This window comes from Streptomyces sp. HUAS MG56 (assembly GCF_058673395.1).
Genome location: NZ_CM178722.1, coordinates 3,042,680 through 3,056,671 on the forward strand (window position 1 = coordinate 3,042,680; position 13,992 = coordinate 3,056,671).

A 13,992-nucleotide genomic window follows, 5' to 3' on the forward strand; every position below is an offset into this window, starting at 1 on the left:
TGAGGGTGGGGATCAGGTCACGTCGTCGTAGCCGTTGACCCGGTCCGCGCCCGGATTCTCGGGCAGCGCCCGGCTGGCCGGGACCGGCTCGGCCTCGCCGATGGCCTCGGGGGTGAGGTCCAGCTCGGAGGCCTCGTCGTCGGCGGGGCCCGCCTCCTCACGACGGCGCTTGCGCTTGTCGTTCATCAGCGAGAAGCCGGTCGCGGCGAAGTACAGCAGCCAGATCGGGCCGGCCAGGGCCAGCATGGACAGCGGGTCGGTGCTCGGCGTGGCCACGGCCGCGAAGATCGTGATGCCGAGGATCATGCCGCGCCACCAGCCGAGCATGCGCTGGCCGCTCAGGATGCCGGTGAGGTTGAGGAAGATCAACAGCAGAGGCAGCTCGAAGGAGAGACCGAAGACGATCACCATGCGCGTGACCAGCTGGAGCAGGTCGTCCAGCGGCAGCAGGTTCTTGATGCTGCCGCTCGGCGTGAAGTCGATCAGCACCTTCGCCGTGGTGGGCAGCACCTCGTACGCGAAGAAGGCGCCGGCGAAGAACAGCGGGGCGCCGATGAGGACGAAGGCGTAGGCGTACTTCTTCTCGTGCCGGTGCAGACCGGGCGCGACGAAGGCCCACAGCTGGTACAGCCAGATCGGCGAGGCGGTGACGACACCGGCCATCAGCGAGACCTGGAGGGCCAGGGTGAACGGCGCGAGCAGGCCGTTGATGGTGATCTCCGCGCACTGGTGACCAGCCTTGGTCTTCGCCAGTTGCTCGAAGCTCTGTGCGCAACCGACCGAGTCGAGGATCGGCTTGGTCAGGAAGTTGATGATGTCGTTGTAGAAGAAGGCGGCGACGATCGTCACGACGACGATGGCCAGCATTGCCTTCGCGAGCCGGTTGCGGAGCTCACGGAGGTGATCCGCGAGAGGCATACGCCCCTCGGGATCCTTCTCCTTCTTGCGGGCGGGCTTGGGCAACCCACGTCCTCATCTCGTGCGGCAGGCCGGGGGCTTCCGGCCGTGCGTCAGCGCTGGGTGGTGTCCGTCGGCTCGTTGACCGGGCGCGAGCTGGTCACGTCGCCGGGGGCCGCCTGGATGGTGCGCTGGGACTGGGCCTGCTCGTCGGAGGCGGGCGCCTGGGCGGAGGCGTTGCCCTCCTCCTTCATCGCCTTGGCCTCGCTCTTGAGGATCCGCGCGGACTTGCCGAGCGAGCGGGCCATGTCCGGAAGCTTCTTCGCGCCGAACAGCAGGAAGATGACGACGAGGATGAGAATGATCTCGGGGGCTCCGAGCCTTCCGAACATAAGTCTTTACCTTCTCACCGAGGCGGCTGGGGTGGGATGCTGTCCGATCAGTCGGACATACGTCCGATGGTCGTGCTGGCAGCGATCGTAACGCCGGGGGGTAAACACGAAGCAATCCCCTTGCGTACTCCCGGTCCACGGAACGGGCCTCGTTCTCCGCACCGCGACAAGCAGCGTACCTGTCCCGACGGGCAGCGTGACAGGGCGAAGGGTCCCGGAGCGCGTGCGTCGCAGCACTCAGCGGGGGCCCGCGGGCGGGCTCACAGGGAATCGGCGGCACGGGCCGCGCTGACGGCCGCCCGCTCCAGGTCCTCGGCCGCCCTGCTGATGCGGCGCCCGGAGTCGGCGACCTGCAGTCCGAGGCGCCGCGCCGCCAGGAAGACCCGGACGGCGAGCACCCCCAGCACGACGAGACCCAGGAAACCCAGCGCTACCGCGAACATCGGCCAGAACATGACGTCGAGACTAGACGGTGGAGTGCAGCCGCAGTGTCCTGACCCCGCCGCCGGTGAGCAGCTCGACGATGCGCTCACCGGCCGGTTTGCGGACGGCAACGCCGCAGTCGGGGCAGGTGAAGGAGTAGAACGTCGTACGGCTGGAGGCGCCGATGGCGAGGCGCAGCGCGCTCGCGGCGAGCTCGAAGCGGCCCCGGCAGTCCGGGCAGCCCGCCTTGAACAGCACGGGGGCGACTCTTCGCATCCCGGCGAAGGCGGATGCCACGGTCATGTCACCAGCAGTGGTCACCGGAGACTCGGTCATGGGCCTGCTCCTTCTTGTGGTTGTTCGCCAGCCGTCGTGCCGTGATGTGCCGTCCCGCGTCCACCGCGCCGTCGTGGCCGGTCGCTCCCCACGTGCTCGGCTTCGCTCGAACCCGGGGGGGACCCCATCACGGCGGCGCCGCGTGTCGCGCACAGCCCCGCACCCCTTCAGGGGCGCTGCCCTCACTCCGCGTATGCCGCCAGGGCCTCTCCGGCCGCCCTTCGGGCGCTCTCCGCCAGTTCCGGCGGAGACACGATCCGGCCGTCGGCGCCGAGCCGCAGGCCGAGGCGGCGCAGGGAGGCCGGGTCGGGCGTGCGCAGAGTGATACGCAGCCCGCCGTCGGGAAGCTCATCGGCGCTGTCGTGCGGGTAGTACTCGGCGACCCAGCGGCCGCCGGGGCCGACCTCGACCACCACCTCCGGGTCCTCGGCGGCCGGCTGCACCAGGGCCTCGGAGAGGTCCCGCAGCTCTATCTCGGGCGGTGCGGACGGCTCGTCCAGGATCCGGATCTCGGCGACCCGGTCGAGCCGGAAGGTGCGCCGGGCCTCGGAGCGCCGGCACCAGGCCTCGACGTAGGTGTGGCCGACGCTGACCAGGCGGATGGGGTCGATCTCGCGCTCGGTGACCTCGTCGCGGGCCGGGGAGTAGTAGCGGATCCACAGCCGGCGGCGCTCGGAGATCGCGCGGTCGACGTCGGCGAAGACCCCGCCCTCGGACTCGAAGGTCACCGACAGCCGGGAGCTGGCGCCGGCCGCCTCGCCGGCCGCGGTCTCCACCTTGGCGGTGGCCCGCAGCAGGGCCTGGCGGTCGCCCTCGCGCAGGCCGGGCAGCGTGGCGACCGCGCGGGCGGCCACCAGCAGGGCGGTGGCCTCGTCGGCGGCGAGCCGGAGCGGCTCCGCGGCCTCCTCGCCGAGCGCCGCCGGGTTGTGCCACCAGATGCGCTCGCCGTCGGTGTCGATGTCCAGCAGGTCGCCGCCGCGGAAGCTGGTGCCGCACATGGGCAGCAGATCGAGGTCGGAGACCAGCTCGTCCTCGGTGATGCCGAAGGCGCGGGCGACGTCCGCGATCCGCGCGCCGGGACGCTCCCGGAGATACGTGACCAAAGAGAGCATCCGCCGGGTCTGGTCGATGGCGTTCACGGGCCTGACCGGTTTGCCTGCCACAGTTCCGCTCCCCCACTCAGCCCTTGGCCACGGCACGCAGCCGGTCCACGACGTCCGCGCGCAGCTCGGCCGGCTCCAGCACCACCACGTCCGGCCCGAACTCCACCAGCCAGGCGTCCAGGCCGTGCCCGTACGGAATCTCCAACTCGTCCCAGCCGTCGCCGAGTTCCCGGACCTCGGTGGCCTTCGCCCGAAGGGGGTACCCGGAGCCGGAGCGCAGCCGGATCAGCGCCGAGCGGTGGGCGATCTCGCCCGCCCAGCTCGCGACGGTCTCGCGCACGGTGACCACGTCCGGCACGGGCACGGTGAAGCCCGTGCCGCGCGAGCGGACCCGGCCGGTGATCCGGGACAGCCGGAAGACACGCTCGGCGCCCCGGTCGCGGTCGAAGCCGGCCAGGTACCAGTGCCCGCGCCAGCACTCCAGGGCCCACGGCTCGACATGCCGGGGCTCGGGGTGGGCGGCGGAGGCCTTGCGGTACTCGAAGAGGACCGGGCGGCGGTCGCGGCAGGCCAGCATCAGCGGCTCGAAGGCGGCCTCGTGCACCGGGATACGGGGTTCGAGCGCGCCGTGCGCCTCGTACGGATCGACGTCCTCCGGGAGCCCCGCGGCACGCAGCTTCTGCAGGGCGCCGCTCGCGGCGCCGGCGAGCCGGGCCTGCTGCCACACCTTGGCGGCCAGGCCGAGCGCGGCGGCCTCCTCGGCGTCCAGGACGATGGGGGGCAGGCGGTTGCTGTCGCGGCGGGCGAGGTAGCCGACCTCGCCGTCGAGGTTCTCGACCGTGTCGATGACCAGGCCCAGCTCGCGCAGGTCGTCCTTGTCCCGCTCGAACATGCGGTTGAAGGAGTCGTCCGAGCCCGCTTCCAGATAGGCCTCCACGGACCCCCGCAGCTCACGCTTGCTCAGCGGACGGCGCGCCCCGAGCAGGCACAGCGCGAGGTTCATCAGCCGCTCGGCCTTGGCAATGGCCATCGACGCCCTTCGCCTCCCCTTTTCATGCTTCCGACCGATGACCGTACCGCTCCTCGGTGCGGTGGCAAAAGCGAGGGCCCATGCCCGGACAGGCATGGGCCCCAACCGATCGGATCCGATCAGACGGCGAGGAGGTCGACCACGAAGATCAGGGTCGAGCCCGCCGGGATGAGCGGGCTCGGGCTCTGGTCGCCGTAGGCGAGGTGGGCGGGGATGGTCAGCTGGCGACGACCGCCGACCTTCATGCCCTGGACGCCCTGGTCCCAGCCCTTGATGACCCGGCCGGCGCCGAGCGGGAAACGGAACGGCGAGTTGCGGTTCCAGCTGGCGTCGAACTCCTCACCCGTCTCGAAGGTGACGCCCACGTAGTGCACGGTGACGTTCTGGCCGGCCACGGCCTCCGCTCCGTCACCCTCCCAGATGTCCTTGATCTCAAGGTCCTTCGGGGGCTCGCCGCCCGGGAAGTCGATCTCGGGCTTCTCGATGCTCACGTCAAAGCTCCTGCTTGTGTACGACACGAATCACGGACAGTCTTTCATCCCCGTGGCCTCCCCGCCCGCCACGGGGACCGGGGGCTACATCGCCGCGAGCACGTCCACCGTGAACACCAGGGTGGAGCCCTTCTGGATGGGCCCGCCGCTCGGCGGGGTGTCGCCGTAGCCGAGCTCCGGCGGGACGACGATCAGCACGCGGCTGCCGACCTTCTTTCCGACCAGGCCCTGCGCGAGGCCCTTGACCGTCTGCTGCATCTGCTCCAGCGAGAACTGGGCGAGCCGGCCCGAGCCGTACGTCCGCTGGAAGGTCTTGCCGCCGTCCCACACCAGGCCCTGGAACTGGCACAGCACCGCCTGGTCCGCCTTCAGCTCGTCGCCGTCGCCCTCCAGGACATAGGTCGACACGAGCTTCTTCGGTGGGTCGGTCTTCGGGACCGTGACCTTCGGGACGGCGCCGTCGGTGTTGGTGGCCACCTTCGGCAGGGCCGCGTCGCTCTGCGCGACCGCCTTGCCCGTGACGGAGCTCTTGGAGTTGTAGGACTCGATCACGTCGATGACGAACACCAGGGTGTCGGTGCCCTTGATGCCCGCCTGCGCGTTGCCCGACGTGCCGTAGCCCCAGGTGGGCGGGACGGCGATCTGGACACGGCTGCCGACCTTCTTGCCCGTCAGGCCGTACCGCCAGCCGTCGATGATGCTGCCCTGCGCGAGCTGCATGACCAGCGGGCTCTTGCGGTCGTAGGAGTTGTCGAAGACCTTGGCCGTGTCCCAGATCTGGCCCAGGTAGTTCGCCTTGATGAAGTCGTTCTCGGCGACCGTGCGGCCACTGCCCGCGATCACCGTCTTGACCGCGAGGTCCTTCGACGGCGCGCCCGCACCCTTGGCGACGGTCGGCTTCTCGCCGAACCTCGTGCCCGCCGTGATCGCCGGCAGCGGTCCCGCCACGATCTTCGGCGGCGGTGGAGCGGACACCGACGGCGTCGGCGAGGCACTCGTCTTGCTGGAGGCGGACTTGTTGTCACCGCACGCGGAGAGGGTGACCAGTCCCGCGGGTACGGCGGCGAGGAGGAGTGAGCGTCGGCGCACGGAAGGCCTCGTAATCGGTCGATCTTGTGGATTGGCGTGCGCGCAACTCTACGACGCGAGAAGGGCGCCGTACGGGAAACGTACGGCGCCCGTGTGGCGTTCCGGCATTACGGCGCGGAAACGCCCGACTCGGAATCCTTCGTCACATTCCGGCGATGAGCTTCTCCACCCGGTCGTCCACCGAACGGAACGGGTCCTTGCACAACACGGTGCGCTGTGCCTGGTCGTTGAGCTTCAGATGGACCCAGTCGACCGTGAAGTCCCGGCGCTGCTCCTGTGCCCGGCGGATGAAGTCGCCGCGCAGCCGGGCCCGAGTGGTCTGCGGGGGAACGGACTTGCCCTCGAAGATCTTCAAGTCGTTGCAGACCCGCGTGGCTTGGCCCTTGCGCTCCAGCAGGTAGTACAGGCCACGGCGACGGTGGATGTCGTGGTAGGCGAGGTCTATCTGCGCGACCCGCGGATGCGACATCGTCATGTTGTGCTTGGCCCGGTACCGCTCGATGAGCTTGTACTTCATCACCCAGTCGATCTCGGTGGCGATCCGGTCGAGTTCCTCGCTCTCGATCGCGTCGAGGGTACGGCCCCACAGCTCCAGCACCTGGGCGACCGTGCCGGTGCGGATGCCGCGGCGGTCGCAGAAGTCCACGGCCTTGTCGAAGTACTCCCGCTGCACCTCCAGCGCCGAGGCCTCCCGGCCGCTGGCCAGGCGCACCTTGCGGCGCCCGGTGATGTCGTGGCTGACCTCGCGGATCGCCCGGATCGGGTTCTCCAGGGTCAGGTCGCGCATCACGGTGCCCGCCTCGATCATGCGCAGCACCAGGTCGGTCGCGCCGACCTTGAGCAGCATGGTCGTCTCGGACATGTTCGAGTCGCCCACGATGACGTGCAGCCGGCGGTAGCGCTCGGCGTCCGCGTGGGGTTCGTCGCGGGTGTTGATGATCGGCCGCGAGCGGGTCGTGGCCGAGGAGACGCCCTCCCAGATGTGCTCGGCGCGCTGGCTGACGCAGTACACGGCGCCGCGCGGCGTCTGGAGCACCTTGCCCGCGCCGCACAGCAGCTGCCGGGTGACCAGGAAGGGGATGAGGATGTCCGCGAGCCGGGAGAACTCCCCGTGCCGCGCCACCAGATAGTTCTCGTGGCAGCCGTAGGAGTTGCCCGCCGAGTCGGTGTTGTTCTTGAAGAGGTAGACGTCGCCCGCGATTCCCTCCTCGTGCAGGCGTCGTTCCGCGTCCACCAGGAGTCCTTCGAGAATGCGCTCGCCGGCCTTGTCGTGGGTGACCAGTTCGGTCACGTTGTCACATTCGGGTGTCGCGTATTCCGGATGTGAGCCCACGTCGAGATAGAGCCGGGCGCCGTTTCGCAGAAAGACATTGCTGCTGCGGCCCCATGACACGACACGGCGGAAGAGGTACCGCGCCACCTCGTCAGGCGACAGGCGGCGCTGTCCCCTGAACGTGCACGTGACGCCGTACTCGTTCTCCAGCCCGAAAATGCGGCGGTCCATGACTGAACATTACGCCCGATCCCCTGAGCTGAAACGGGGTTCGACAGCACGATTTGGATCAGTTTCCGATGAAGCCGCAACAACCGCACCCCGCGCGGGAGCTGCGAGGACCCGCCCGGTGGCGAGCAGGACCAGCAACGACACGGCGCCCGCGACACCGGGAACCGCGAAGCCCCACACCGTGCCCCCGGCCTGGACCACGGGACCGGCGAGCCCCGTACCGACCGAGGCACCCACGGTGAACGTCGTGACAAGCCAGGAGAACGCCTCGGTGACGGTCCCCCTCGGCGCATGCCGGTCGACGATGATGAACGCGCAGGCGATGCACGGCGCGAGGAACACCCCGGACACCACCGCCAGCAACACCATGGGCACCGCACCCGGCACCAGCATGAGCGGCAGGTAACACACCGCCAGAAGCGCCACCAGCAGCCGCAGTCGCCGCTCGGGCACGCCGGACCACCGACGGGCGCCGTACACCGCGCCGCCGACGAGCGCACCGAGGCCCAGCCCGGCCATCATCCAGCCGTAGACCGCGTCACCGCCGTGCCCGTCGGCGTACGACACCGACGCGACCGTGATGGAGCCGAGCGCGATACCGATGAACAGGAAGGCGCCGAGCAGGGCGAGCAGGCCGGGCGAACGCAGGGCGCCGAGCCAGTGGGCCTCGCGCGGGGCCGAGCGCCACGCGCGCGAGGGCGGCGAGACGACCACGGAGAGCGCGCCGAGGACACCCAGGAGGTTCAGCACGAGCAGGGCGGCACGCTCGTCCCACACGGACACGCACAGGGTCACCAGCAGCGGCCCCACGGTGAACATGACCTCCTGCGCGATCGCGTCCATGGCGTACGCGGTGTGCACCTGCTCCTCGCCGCGCAGCACGGACGGCCACAGCGCGCGCAGGCCGCCCTCCAGGGGCGGGGCGAACAGTCCCGCCGCGGCGACGGAGGCGTAGGCCAGGGGCAGCGGATCGGTGCCGCAGAAGGCGAAGACGGTCATGGAGGCGGCGGCGAGGACCGCGGCGGGCAGCTGGACGCGCGGCTGTCCGTGCAGGTCCACGAGCCGGCCCAGCACCGGCTGGCCGACCGCGTTGGCGACGCCGTACACGGCCGCGAGACCGCCGGCGAGGCTATAGGTGCCGCCCTCGGCACGCACGAAGAGCACCAGGGCGATGGCCGCGGTCGCGTTGGGCAGCCGGCCGACCAGCGTGCCGGTGAGCAGCCGCAGCGCGTGCCGCGCCCGGAGTATCCCCAGGTATCCGGTGGCCATGTCCTGCCCTTCAGCAGCTCGCACGCGGAGCCTCGCCCGCCCCACGTGTTACGTATAACGTCCTCCCTCATACGTACCATGTGCGCTGTTCGGACGTCCAGGTGAAGGAGCGCAACCACGGTGGCACGCAGCAGCACGCGACCGACCAGCCGTGACGTCGCCCAGGCAGCCGGGGTCTCGCAGGCCGCCGTCTCACTCGTCCTCGGCGACAAATGGCGCGGACGCGTCTCCGAAACCACCGCCGAACGAGTCCGCGAAGCAGCACGCGAACTCGGCTACCGGCCCAACCTCGCCGCCCGCAACCTCCGCCTCGGCCGCACCCGCACCGTCCTGCTCGTCGTCCCCGCCCTGACCACGGAGTTCTTCGCAGGCGTCTACACGGGCGCCGCACGCGTCGCCGCCGAACACGGCTTCGGCGTCGTGCTGTACCCCTCCCCCGAAGGCATCGGCCCCGCCCGCGACCCCTTCGCCTCCGCACAGGCCGCCCTGGACGGCGTCCTCGCCTCCTCGATGGCCGCCGACGCACTCACCGCGATCCGCGGCGACCAACTGCCCCTCGTCATGCTCGACAGCGACCCCGCGGGCAGCCTGGGCGCGGCGACCGTCAACCTGGACATCGCCGACGGAGTCCGCCAGGTCACCGACCATCTCCTGGCCCTCGGCCATCGCCGAGTACTGCACCTCGCCGCCGACGTGCCGTCCTGGACCTTCGAACTGCGCGCACGGGAACTGGCCACACGCATGGCAGCCGCACCCGGCACCGAGGTCCGCACAGCCAGGGCCCCCATCTCCATCGACGGCGCCCAGGCCGCCACCGAGGCCGCACTCACCACACCCGGACCACGCCCCACCGCGGTCGTCTGCGACGACGACAAACTCGCCGCCGGCGCCTACAAGGCCATCCGCCGCCTCGGCCTGCGCATCCCGGACGACATCTCCGTCACCGGCCTCGACGACCTCGCCCTGGCCACCGCCATCGACCCCGAACTGACGACAGTACGACTCGACGCCGAACTGTTCGGCGAACGCGGCATGCAGGCCCTGCTGGCCGTCCTGGAAGGCACTGTGCCCGAGAGCGGGGACATCCCCGTCCACCTGGTCGTCCGCGGCTCGACAGCGCCGCCACCGCGCCACTGAGCGGACCCGCGAAAACACGTGTGCCCCGGCCAGGACAACGGCCGGGGCACACCGGAGCAGAACAGGGCCGCAGGCTACTCCTCGCCCGACTCCTCCGGCTCCTCGGCGCTCTCCGCCTCCGTGGCCGCACCGTCCGCCTCCAGCAGACGGGCGAGCTGACGGCCGACGATGCGCTTGAACTTGCGCTTCTGCGGCCGCGTACGGTCCAGCACCGCGACCTCCAGGCGGTCGGCGGGAATCTCCCGCTGCGTGCCGTTGGACTCGCGGGACAGAGCCTGCACCGCGAGCTTGAGCGCCTCGGCCAGGCTCATGCCGTCGCGGTGCTCACGCTCCAGATAGGTGGTGATCTGCTCCGGATTGCCCCCGACCGCGACCGAGCCGTGCTCGTCCACGATGGAGCCGTCGTGCGGCAGCCGGTAGATCTGGTCGCCCTCGGCGGTCTCCCCCACCTCGGCGACGATCAGCTCCACCTCGTACGGCTTCTCGGCCGCCGACGAGAAGATCGTGCCCAGCGTCTGGGCGTACACGTTCGCCAGACCACGGGCCGTGACGTCGTCACGGTCGTACGTGTAACCGCGCAGATCGGCGTAGCGGACACCGCCGATGCGGAGGTTCTCGTACTCGTTGTACTTGCCGGCGGCCGCGAAACCGATCCGGTCGTAGATCTCGCTGAACTTGTGCAGCGCACGGGACGGGTTCTCGCCGACGAACACGATGCCGTCGGCGTACTGCAGCACGACGAGGCTACGACCGCGCGCGATGCCCTTGCGCGCGTACTCGGCCCGGTCGGCCATGGCCTGCTGGGGTGAGACATAGAACGGCGTCGACACCGGTTATCCGTCCCTTTCTGTCGTGGTCACTGGATCACCTTCACAAGAAACCGGGGCCCGCTGCCTCAGAGCAGCGCGGCCTTGGGGCCGTCCGGCTCCTCCAGGCGGCGCTGAAGCACCGCCCGGGACAGCTCCGAGGCCTCGTCCTCGGTGAGCCGGCGGAAGCCGTCCTCGGTGATCACGGTGATGATCGGGTAGATCCGGCGGGCGACATCGGGACCACCGGTCGCCGAGTCGTCGTCTGCCGCGTCGTAGAGAGCCTGGACCACCAGGGTGGTGGCCTGCTCCTCGGTCAGGTCGTCACGGAACAGCTTCTTCATCGCACCACGCGCGAAGATCGAGCCGGAGCCCGTCGCCGCGAAGTTGTGCTCCTCGCTGCGACCGCCCGTGACGTCATAGGAGAAGATGCGCCCCTTCTCGCGGTCCAGGTCGTACCCGGCGAAGAGGGGGACCACGGCGAGGCCCTGCATGGCCATGCCGAGGTTGGAGCGGATCATCGTCGACAGCCGGTTGGCCTTGCCCTCCAGGGACAGCTGGGCACCCTCGACCTTCTCGAAGTGCTCCAGCTCCAACTGGAAGAGCTTGACCATCTCGACGGCCAGACCGGCGGTACCGGCGATACCCACCGCCGAGTACTCGTCCGACGGGAAGACCTTCTCGATGTCCCGCTGAGCGATGATATTGCCCATCGTCGCCCGCCGGTCACCGGCCAGCACGACGCCTCCGGGGAACGTCACGGCCACGATGGTCGTGCCGTGCGGCGCCTCCAGCACGCCCTGGGTGGGCGGCAGCTGCCGATTGCCCGGCAGCATCTCGGGCTGGTGCGCGGAGAGGAAGTCCATGAACGAAGAAGAGCCCGGCGTCAGGAAGGCAGCTGGTAGACGCCCGGTGCCACGAGTATTGGCTTCCACGAGTTTCCTTCCAGATAGGCAGCGGCCCGGCGTACGGCGTCGGGGTGGTCACCCAACTTGCCGATGGCCGAGTTGCAGTTGAAGCACAGTACGCCTCGGACCCTACCCGTCCTGTGGCAGTGATCCACATGCACGGGCAGGGCATCCAGGCAGATCGCGCACAGGCCGCGCTGGGCGGCGATCATCGCGTCGCGCTCGGCTAGCGTGAGGCCGTAGCGACGCTTCAGGTGATCGGCGGGCCCTTGAGCCGCACGACACGACTTGCAGCGACTTGCCAGGCGGTTGCCCTTTCGATGCCAGTCGCCGTGCGGCTTCACCTCACCACATCCTCGGCACCGCTTGTGCCCGATTGGCACCTCGTCCCCGGGGCCGTGCACTTGCGGCTCCGGTGCGCGGCAGTGGTAGCGCGTTGCACAGTCCCGGCAATGCCGTTGCAAGCCGTCGAGGTTCGACCGCTTACGAGCGAAGGCTGCGCGCGGCTTGTACTCACCGCACCGCACGCAGCGCTTCACGGCTTCTTCGTTCACCACCCCAAATCCCCCCGCAACCTTTGATTCGAAGGCTACTGGCCACCCTTCTGAACGAATGAGCGCACGAAGTCCTCGGCGTTCTCTTCGAGCACATCATCGATTTCGTCCAGCACCGAGTCCACGTCATCGCTCAGCTTCTCGTGCCGCTCCTTGAGGTCCTCCGAAGCCTGCGCGTCCTGCGCCTGCTCCTCGACTTCCTCGGTGGACCGTGTGGCCTTCTGCTGGCCGCCGCCGGTGTCCTTCGTCGCCATAACCCTCACCCCGCTCAGTTCGCCTGCCGATCGGTGATGATCAGACCCTACAAGCCGGGTCCGACATCGGCCCCGCAGTTTCCACAACGTACGGGGGCCACCTCGATGATTCCCGGACGGCGGGTTTTCCACCCTGTCCGCCCGGGGCGCCGCGGCTGTCCGCCGGCTGTGCTCAGCCGCCCGACAACACCCTGACCAGGTCTTCTGCCGTGCGGCAGCGGTCCAGGAGCTCCTTGACGTGATTTCGCGTTCCGCGTAGCGGTTCCAGGGTTGGAACGCGCTGGAGGGAGTCGCGGCCGGGGAGGTCGAAGATGACCGAGTCCCAGCTCGCGGCGGCGACGTCGTCCGCGTACTGCTCCAGGCAGCGGCCGCGGAAGTAGGCCCTGGTGTCCTCCGGGGGCGTCGTGCGGGCCCTGTCGACCTCGGACTCGTCCAGCAGGCGCTTCATGCGACCGCGGGCCGCCAGACGGTTGTAGAGGCCCTTCTCGGCGCGTACGTCGGCGTACTGGAGGTCGACCAGATGGAGCCGGGCCGCGTCCCAGTCGAGGTCGTCACGGCGGCGGTAGCCCTCCATGAGTTCTCGCTTGGCGACCCAGTCCAGCTCGCCGGCGAGGCTCATCGGGTCGTTCTCCAGGCGGTTCAGAGTGTCTTCCCAGCGGGTCAGGACGTCCTTGGTCTGTTCGTCCGCGTCGGCGCCGTAGCGCTCCTCGACGTACTTGCGCGACAGCTCGAAGTACTCCATCTGGAGTTGGACCGCGGTGAGTGTGCGGCCGCTGCGGAGGGTGACCAGGCGTTGCAGGCCGGGGTCGTGGGAGACCTGGTGGAGGGTGCGTACGGGCTGGTCGACGGCGAGGTCGACCGCGATGAAGCCGTCCTCGATCATGGACAGGACGAGGGCGGTCGTGCCCAGTTTCAGGTAGGTCGAGATCTCCGACAGGTTGGCGTCGCCGATGATCACGTGCAGTCGGCGGTACTTCTCGGCGTCGGCGTGCGGCTCGTCGCGGGTGTTGATGATGGGGCGTTTGAGGGTCGTCTCCAGGCCGACCTCGACCTCGAAGTAGTCCGCGCGCTGGCTGAGCTGGAAGCCGTGTTCGTGGCCGTCCTGGCCGATGCCGACGCGGCCTGCTCCGGCGAAGACCTGGCGGGAGACGAAGAAGGGCGTGAGGTGGCGCACGATGTCCGAGAAGGGGGTCTCCCGCTTCATCAGGTAGTTCTCGTGTGTGCCGTAGGAGGCGCCCTTGTTGTCGGTGTTGTTCTTGTAGAGGTGGATCGGCTGGGCGCCGGGGAGCTGGGCGGCCCGCTCGGCGGCCTCGGCCATGATCCGTTCGCCGGCCTTGTCCCACAGGACGGCGTCGCGCGGGTTGGTCACCTCGGGGGCGCTGTACTCGGGGTGGGCGTGGTCGACGTACAGCCGGGCGCCGTTGGTGAGGATCACGTTGGCGAGGCCGATGTCCTCGTCGGTGAGCTGGCTGGCGTCGGCGGCCTCCCGGGCGAGGTCGAAGCCTCGCGCGTCCCGCAGCGGGTTCTCCTCCTCGAAGTCCCAGCGGGCCCGTCGGGCCCGGTGCATCGCCGCCGCGTAGGCGTTGACGATCTGGGACGAGGTGAGCATGGCATTGGCGTTGGGGTGGCCGGGGACGGAGATTCCGTACTCCGTCTCGATGCCCATTACTCGCCGTACGGTCATGCGGCCCTCCTTGCCCGGCGGCACCCTCGGTCGTGGGCGCCGCTCACGTACCACCGGGGCTCCGGTGCGTGCGCGGTGCCCGTCCCCGCACGGCGCGACTCGGCGGCAGGAACGA

The 13,992-nt window shown here is 69.7% G+C and carries 16 protein-coding genes; 1 reads left to right on the forward strand and 15 read right to left on the reverse strand.

What is annotated here, in order from left to right; translation table 11 throughout:
- Positions 1–12 precede the first annotated feature (12 nt).
- The 10 genes from tatC to AC4OXY_RS14540 form a co-directional block, all read right to left on the reverse strand.
- Positions 13–963, reverse strand: a complete 951-nt coding sequence (gene tatC / locus AC4OXY_RS14495; RefSeq protein WP_362819255.1) for a twin-arginine translocase subunit TatC — start codon at positions 961–963, stop codon at positions 13–15.
- A gap of 47 nt (positions 964–1,010) precedes the next feature.
- Complete coding sequence (gene tatA / locus AC4OXY_RS14500) at positions 1,011–1,289, reverse strand: Sec-independent protein translocase subunit TatA (protein WP_071375762.1); 279 nt, start codon at positions 1,287–1,289, stop codon at positions 1,011–1,013.
- A 260-nt stretch (positions 1,290–1,549) separates the two neighbouring features.
- Positions 1,550–1,744, reverse strand: coding sequence for a hypothetical protein (locus tag AC4OXY_RS14505; protein WP_356022337.1), 195 nt, complete (start codon positions 1,742–1,744; stop codon positions 1,550–1,552).
- 10 nt (positions 1,745–1,754) lie between these two features.
- Entirely contained in the window at positions 1,755–2,048 is a 294-nt protein-coding gene (locus AC4OXY_RS14510; RefSeq protein WP_356022339.1) for a hypothetical protein, read from the reverse strand.
- Between the two features lie 182 nt (positions 2,049–2,230).
- A complete protein-coding gene (locus tag AC4OXY_RS14515) occupies positions 2,231–3,211 on the reverse strand; it encodes a helix-turn-helix transcriptional regulator (RefSeq protein WP_362819256.1) in 981 nt (326 codons plus the stop codon).
- Between the two features lie 16 nt (positions 3,212–3,227).
- Positions 3,228–4,181: a helix-turn-helix transcriptional regulator gene (locus tag AC4OXY_RS14520; RefSeq protein ID WP_356022344.1), complete on the reverse strand. Its 954-nt coding sequence runs from the start codon at positions 4,179–4,181 to the stop codon at positions 3,228–3,230.
- Between the two features lie 119 nt (positions 4,182–4,300).
- Positions 4,301–4,672 (reverse strand): FKBP-type peptidyl-prolyl cis-trans isomerase, encoded by a 372-nt coding sequence (locus AC4OXY_RS14525; RefSeq protein ID WP_356022346.1) that lies wholly within the window; start codon positions 4,670–4,672, stop codon positions 4,301–4,303.
- Between the two features lie 84 nt (positions 4,673–4,756).
- Complete coding sequence (locus AC4OXY_RS14530; protein WP_362819257.1) at positions 4,757–5,761, reverse strand: FKBP-type peptidyl-prolyl cis-trans isomerase; 1,005 nt, start codon at positions 5,759–5,761, stop codon at positions 4,757–4,759.
- Positions 5,762–5,903: 142 nt separating this feature from the next.
- Positions 5,904–7,265 (reverse strand): Pup--protein ligase, encoded by a 1,362-nt coding sequence (pafA, locus tag AC4OXY_RS14535; RefSeq protein WP_356022351.1) that lies wholly within the window; start codon positions 7,263–7,265, stop codon positions 5,904–5,906.
- 9 nt (positions 7,266–7,274) lie between these two features.
- Complete coding sequence (locus tag AC4OXY_RS14540) at positions 7,275–8,534, reverse strand: MFS transporter (RefSeq protein WP_376288991.1); 1,260 nt, start codon at positions 8,532–8,534, stop codon at positions 7,275–7,277.
- A 120-nt stretch (positions 8,535–8,654) separates the two neighbouring features.
- Here AC4OXY_RS14540 and AC4OXY_RS14545 point away from each other — a divergent pair, with 120 nt between their 5' ends.
- Positions 8,655–9,671 (forward strand): LacI family DNA-binding transcriptional regulator, encoded by a 1,017-nt coding sequence (locus AC4OXY_RS14545; protein WP_356022356.1) that lies wholly within the window; start codon positions 8,655–8,657, stop codon positions 9,669–9,671.
- A 74-nt stretch (positions 9,672–9,745) separates the two neighbouring features.
- On the opposite strand, the gene prcA is transcribed toward AC4OXY_RS14545, so the two are convergent.
- The 5 genes from prcA to dop all read right to left on the reverse strand — a co-directional run bounded on the left by prcA (position 9,746) and on the right by dop (position 13,877).
- Positions 9,746–10,501 carry a proteasome subunit alpha gene (prcA, locus tag AC4OXY_RS14550; RefSeq protein ID WP_356022358.1) on the reverse strand — a complete coding sequence of 252 codons (756 nt, stop codon included), beginning with the start codon at positions 10,499–10,501 and terminating at the stop codon, positions 9,746–9,748.
- Positions 10,502–10,566: 65 nt separating this feature from the next.
- Positions 10,567–11,412, reverse strand: coding sequence for a proteasome subunit beta (prcB, locus tag AC4OXY_RS14555; RefSeq protein ID WP_356022361.1), 846 nt, complete (start codon positions 11,410–11,412; stop codon positions 10,567–10,569).
- Positions 11,364–11,729, reverse strand: coding sequence for an endonuclease VII domain-containing protein (locus AC4OXY_RS14560; protein ID WP_491994603.1), 366 nt, complete (start codon positions 11,727–11,729; stop codon positions 11,364–11,366). Before AC4OXY_RS14560 ends, prcB begins: the two co-directional genes overlap by 49 nt.
- Before the next feature lie 245 nt (positions 11,730–11,974).
- Positions 11,975–12,193: a ubiquitin-like protein Pup gene (locus AC4OXY_RS14565; protein ID WP_030608326.1), complete on the reverse strand. Its 219-nt coding sequence runs from the start codon at positions 12,191–12,193 to the stop codon at positions 11,975–11,977.
- Positions 12,194–12,365: 172 nt separating this feature from the next.
- Positions 12,366–13,877: a depupylase/deamidase Dop gene (gene dop / locus AC4OXY_RS14570; protein ID WP_356022366.1), complete on the reverse strand. Its 1,512-nt coding sequence runs from the start codon at positions 13,875–13,877 to the stop codon at positions 12,366–12,368.
- Between the last annotated feature and the right edge of the window lie 115 nt (positions 13,878–13,992).

Excerpts from the sequence above, each read along its gene's own strand:
- AC4OXY_RS14540 (WP_376288991.1), bottom strand. The coding sequence starts at position 8,534 with ATGGCCACCGGATACCTGGGGATACTCCGGGCGCGGCACGCGCTGCGG.
- dop (WP_356022366.1), bottom strand. The coding sequence starts at position 13,877 with ATGACCGTACGGCGAGTAATGGGCATCGAGACGGAGTACGGAATCTCC.
- AC4OXY_RS14520 (WP_356022344.1), bottom strand. The coding sequence starts at position 4,181 with ATGGCCATTGCCAAGGCCGAGCGGCTGATGAACCTCGCGCTGTGCCTG.
- pafA (WP_356022351.1), bottom strand. The coding sequence starts at position 7,265 with ATGGACCGCCGCATTTTCGGGCTGGAGAACGAGTACGGCGTCACGTGC.
- AC4OXY_RS14505 (WP_356022337.1), bottom strand. The coding sequence starts at position 1,744 with ATGTTCTGGCCGATGTTCGCGGTAGCGCTGGGTTTCCTGGGTCTCGTC.
- AC4OXY_RS14565 (WP_030608326.1), bottom strand. The coding sequence starts at position 12,193 with ATGGCGACGAAGGACACCGGCGGCGGCCAGCAGAAGGCCACACGGTCC.
- AC4OXY_RS14510 (WP_356022339.1), bottom strand. The coding sequence starts at position 2,048 with ATGACCGAGTCTCCGGTGACCACTGCTGGTGACATGACCGTGGCATCC.
- tatA (WP_071375762.1), bottom strand. The coding sequence starts at position 1,289 with ATGTTCGGAAGGCTCGGAGCCCCCGAGATCATTCTCATCCTCGTCGTC.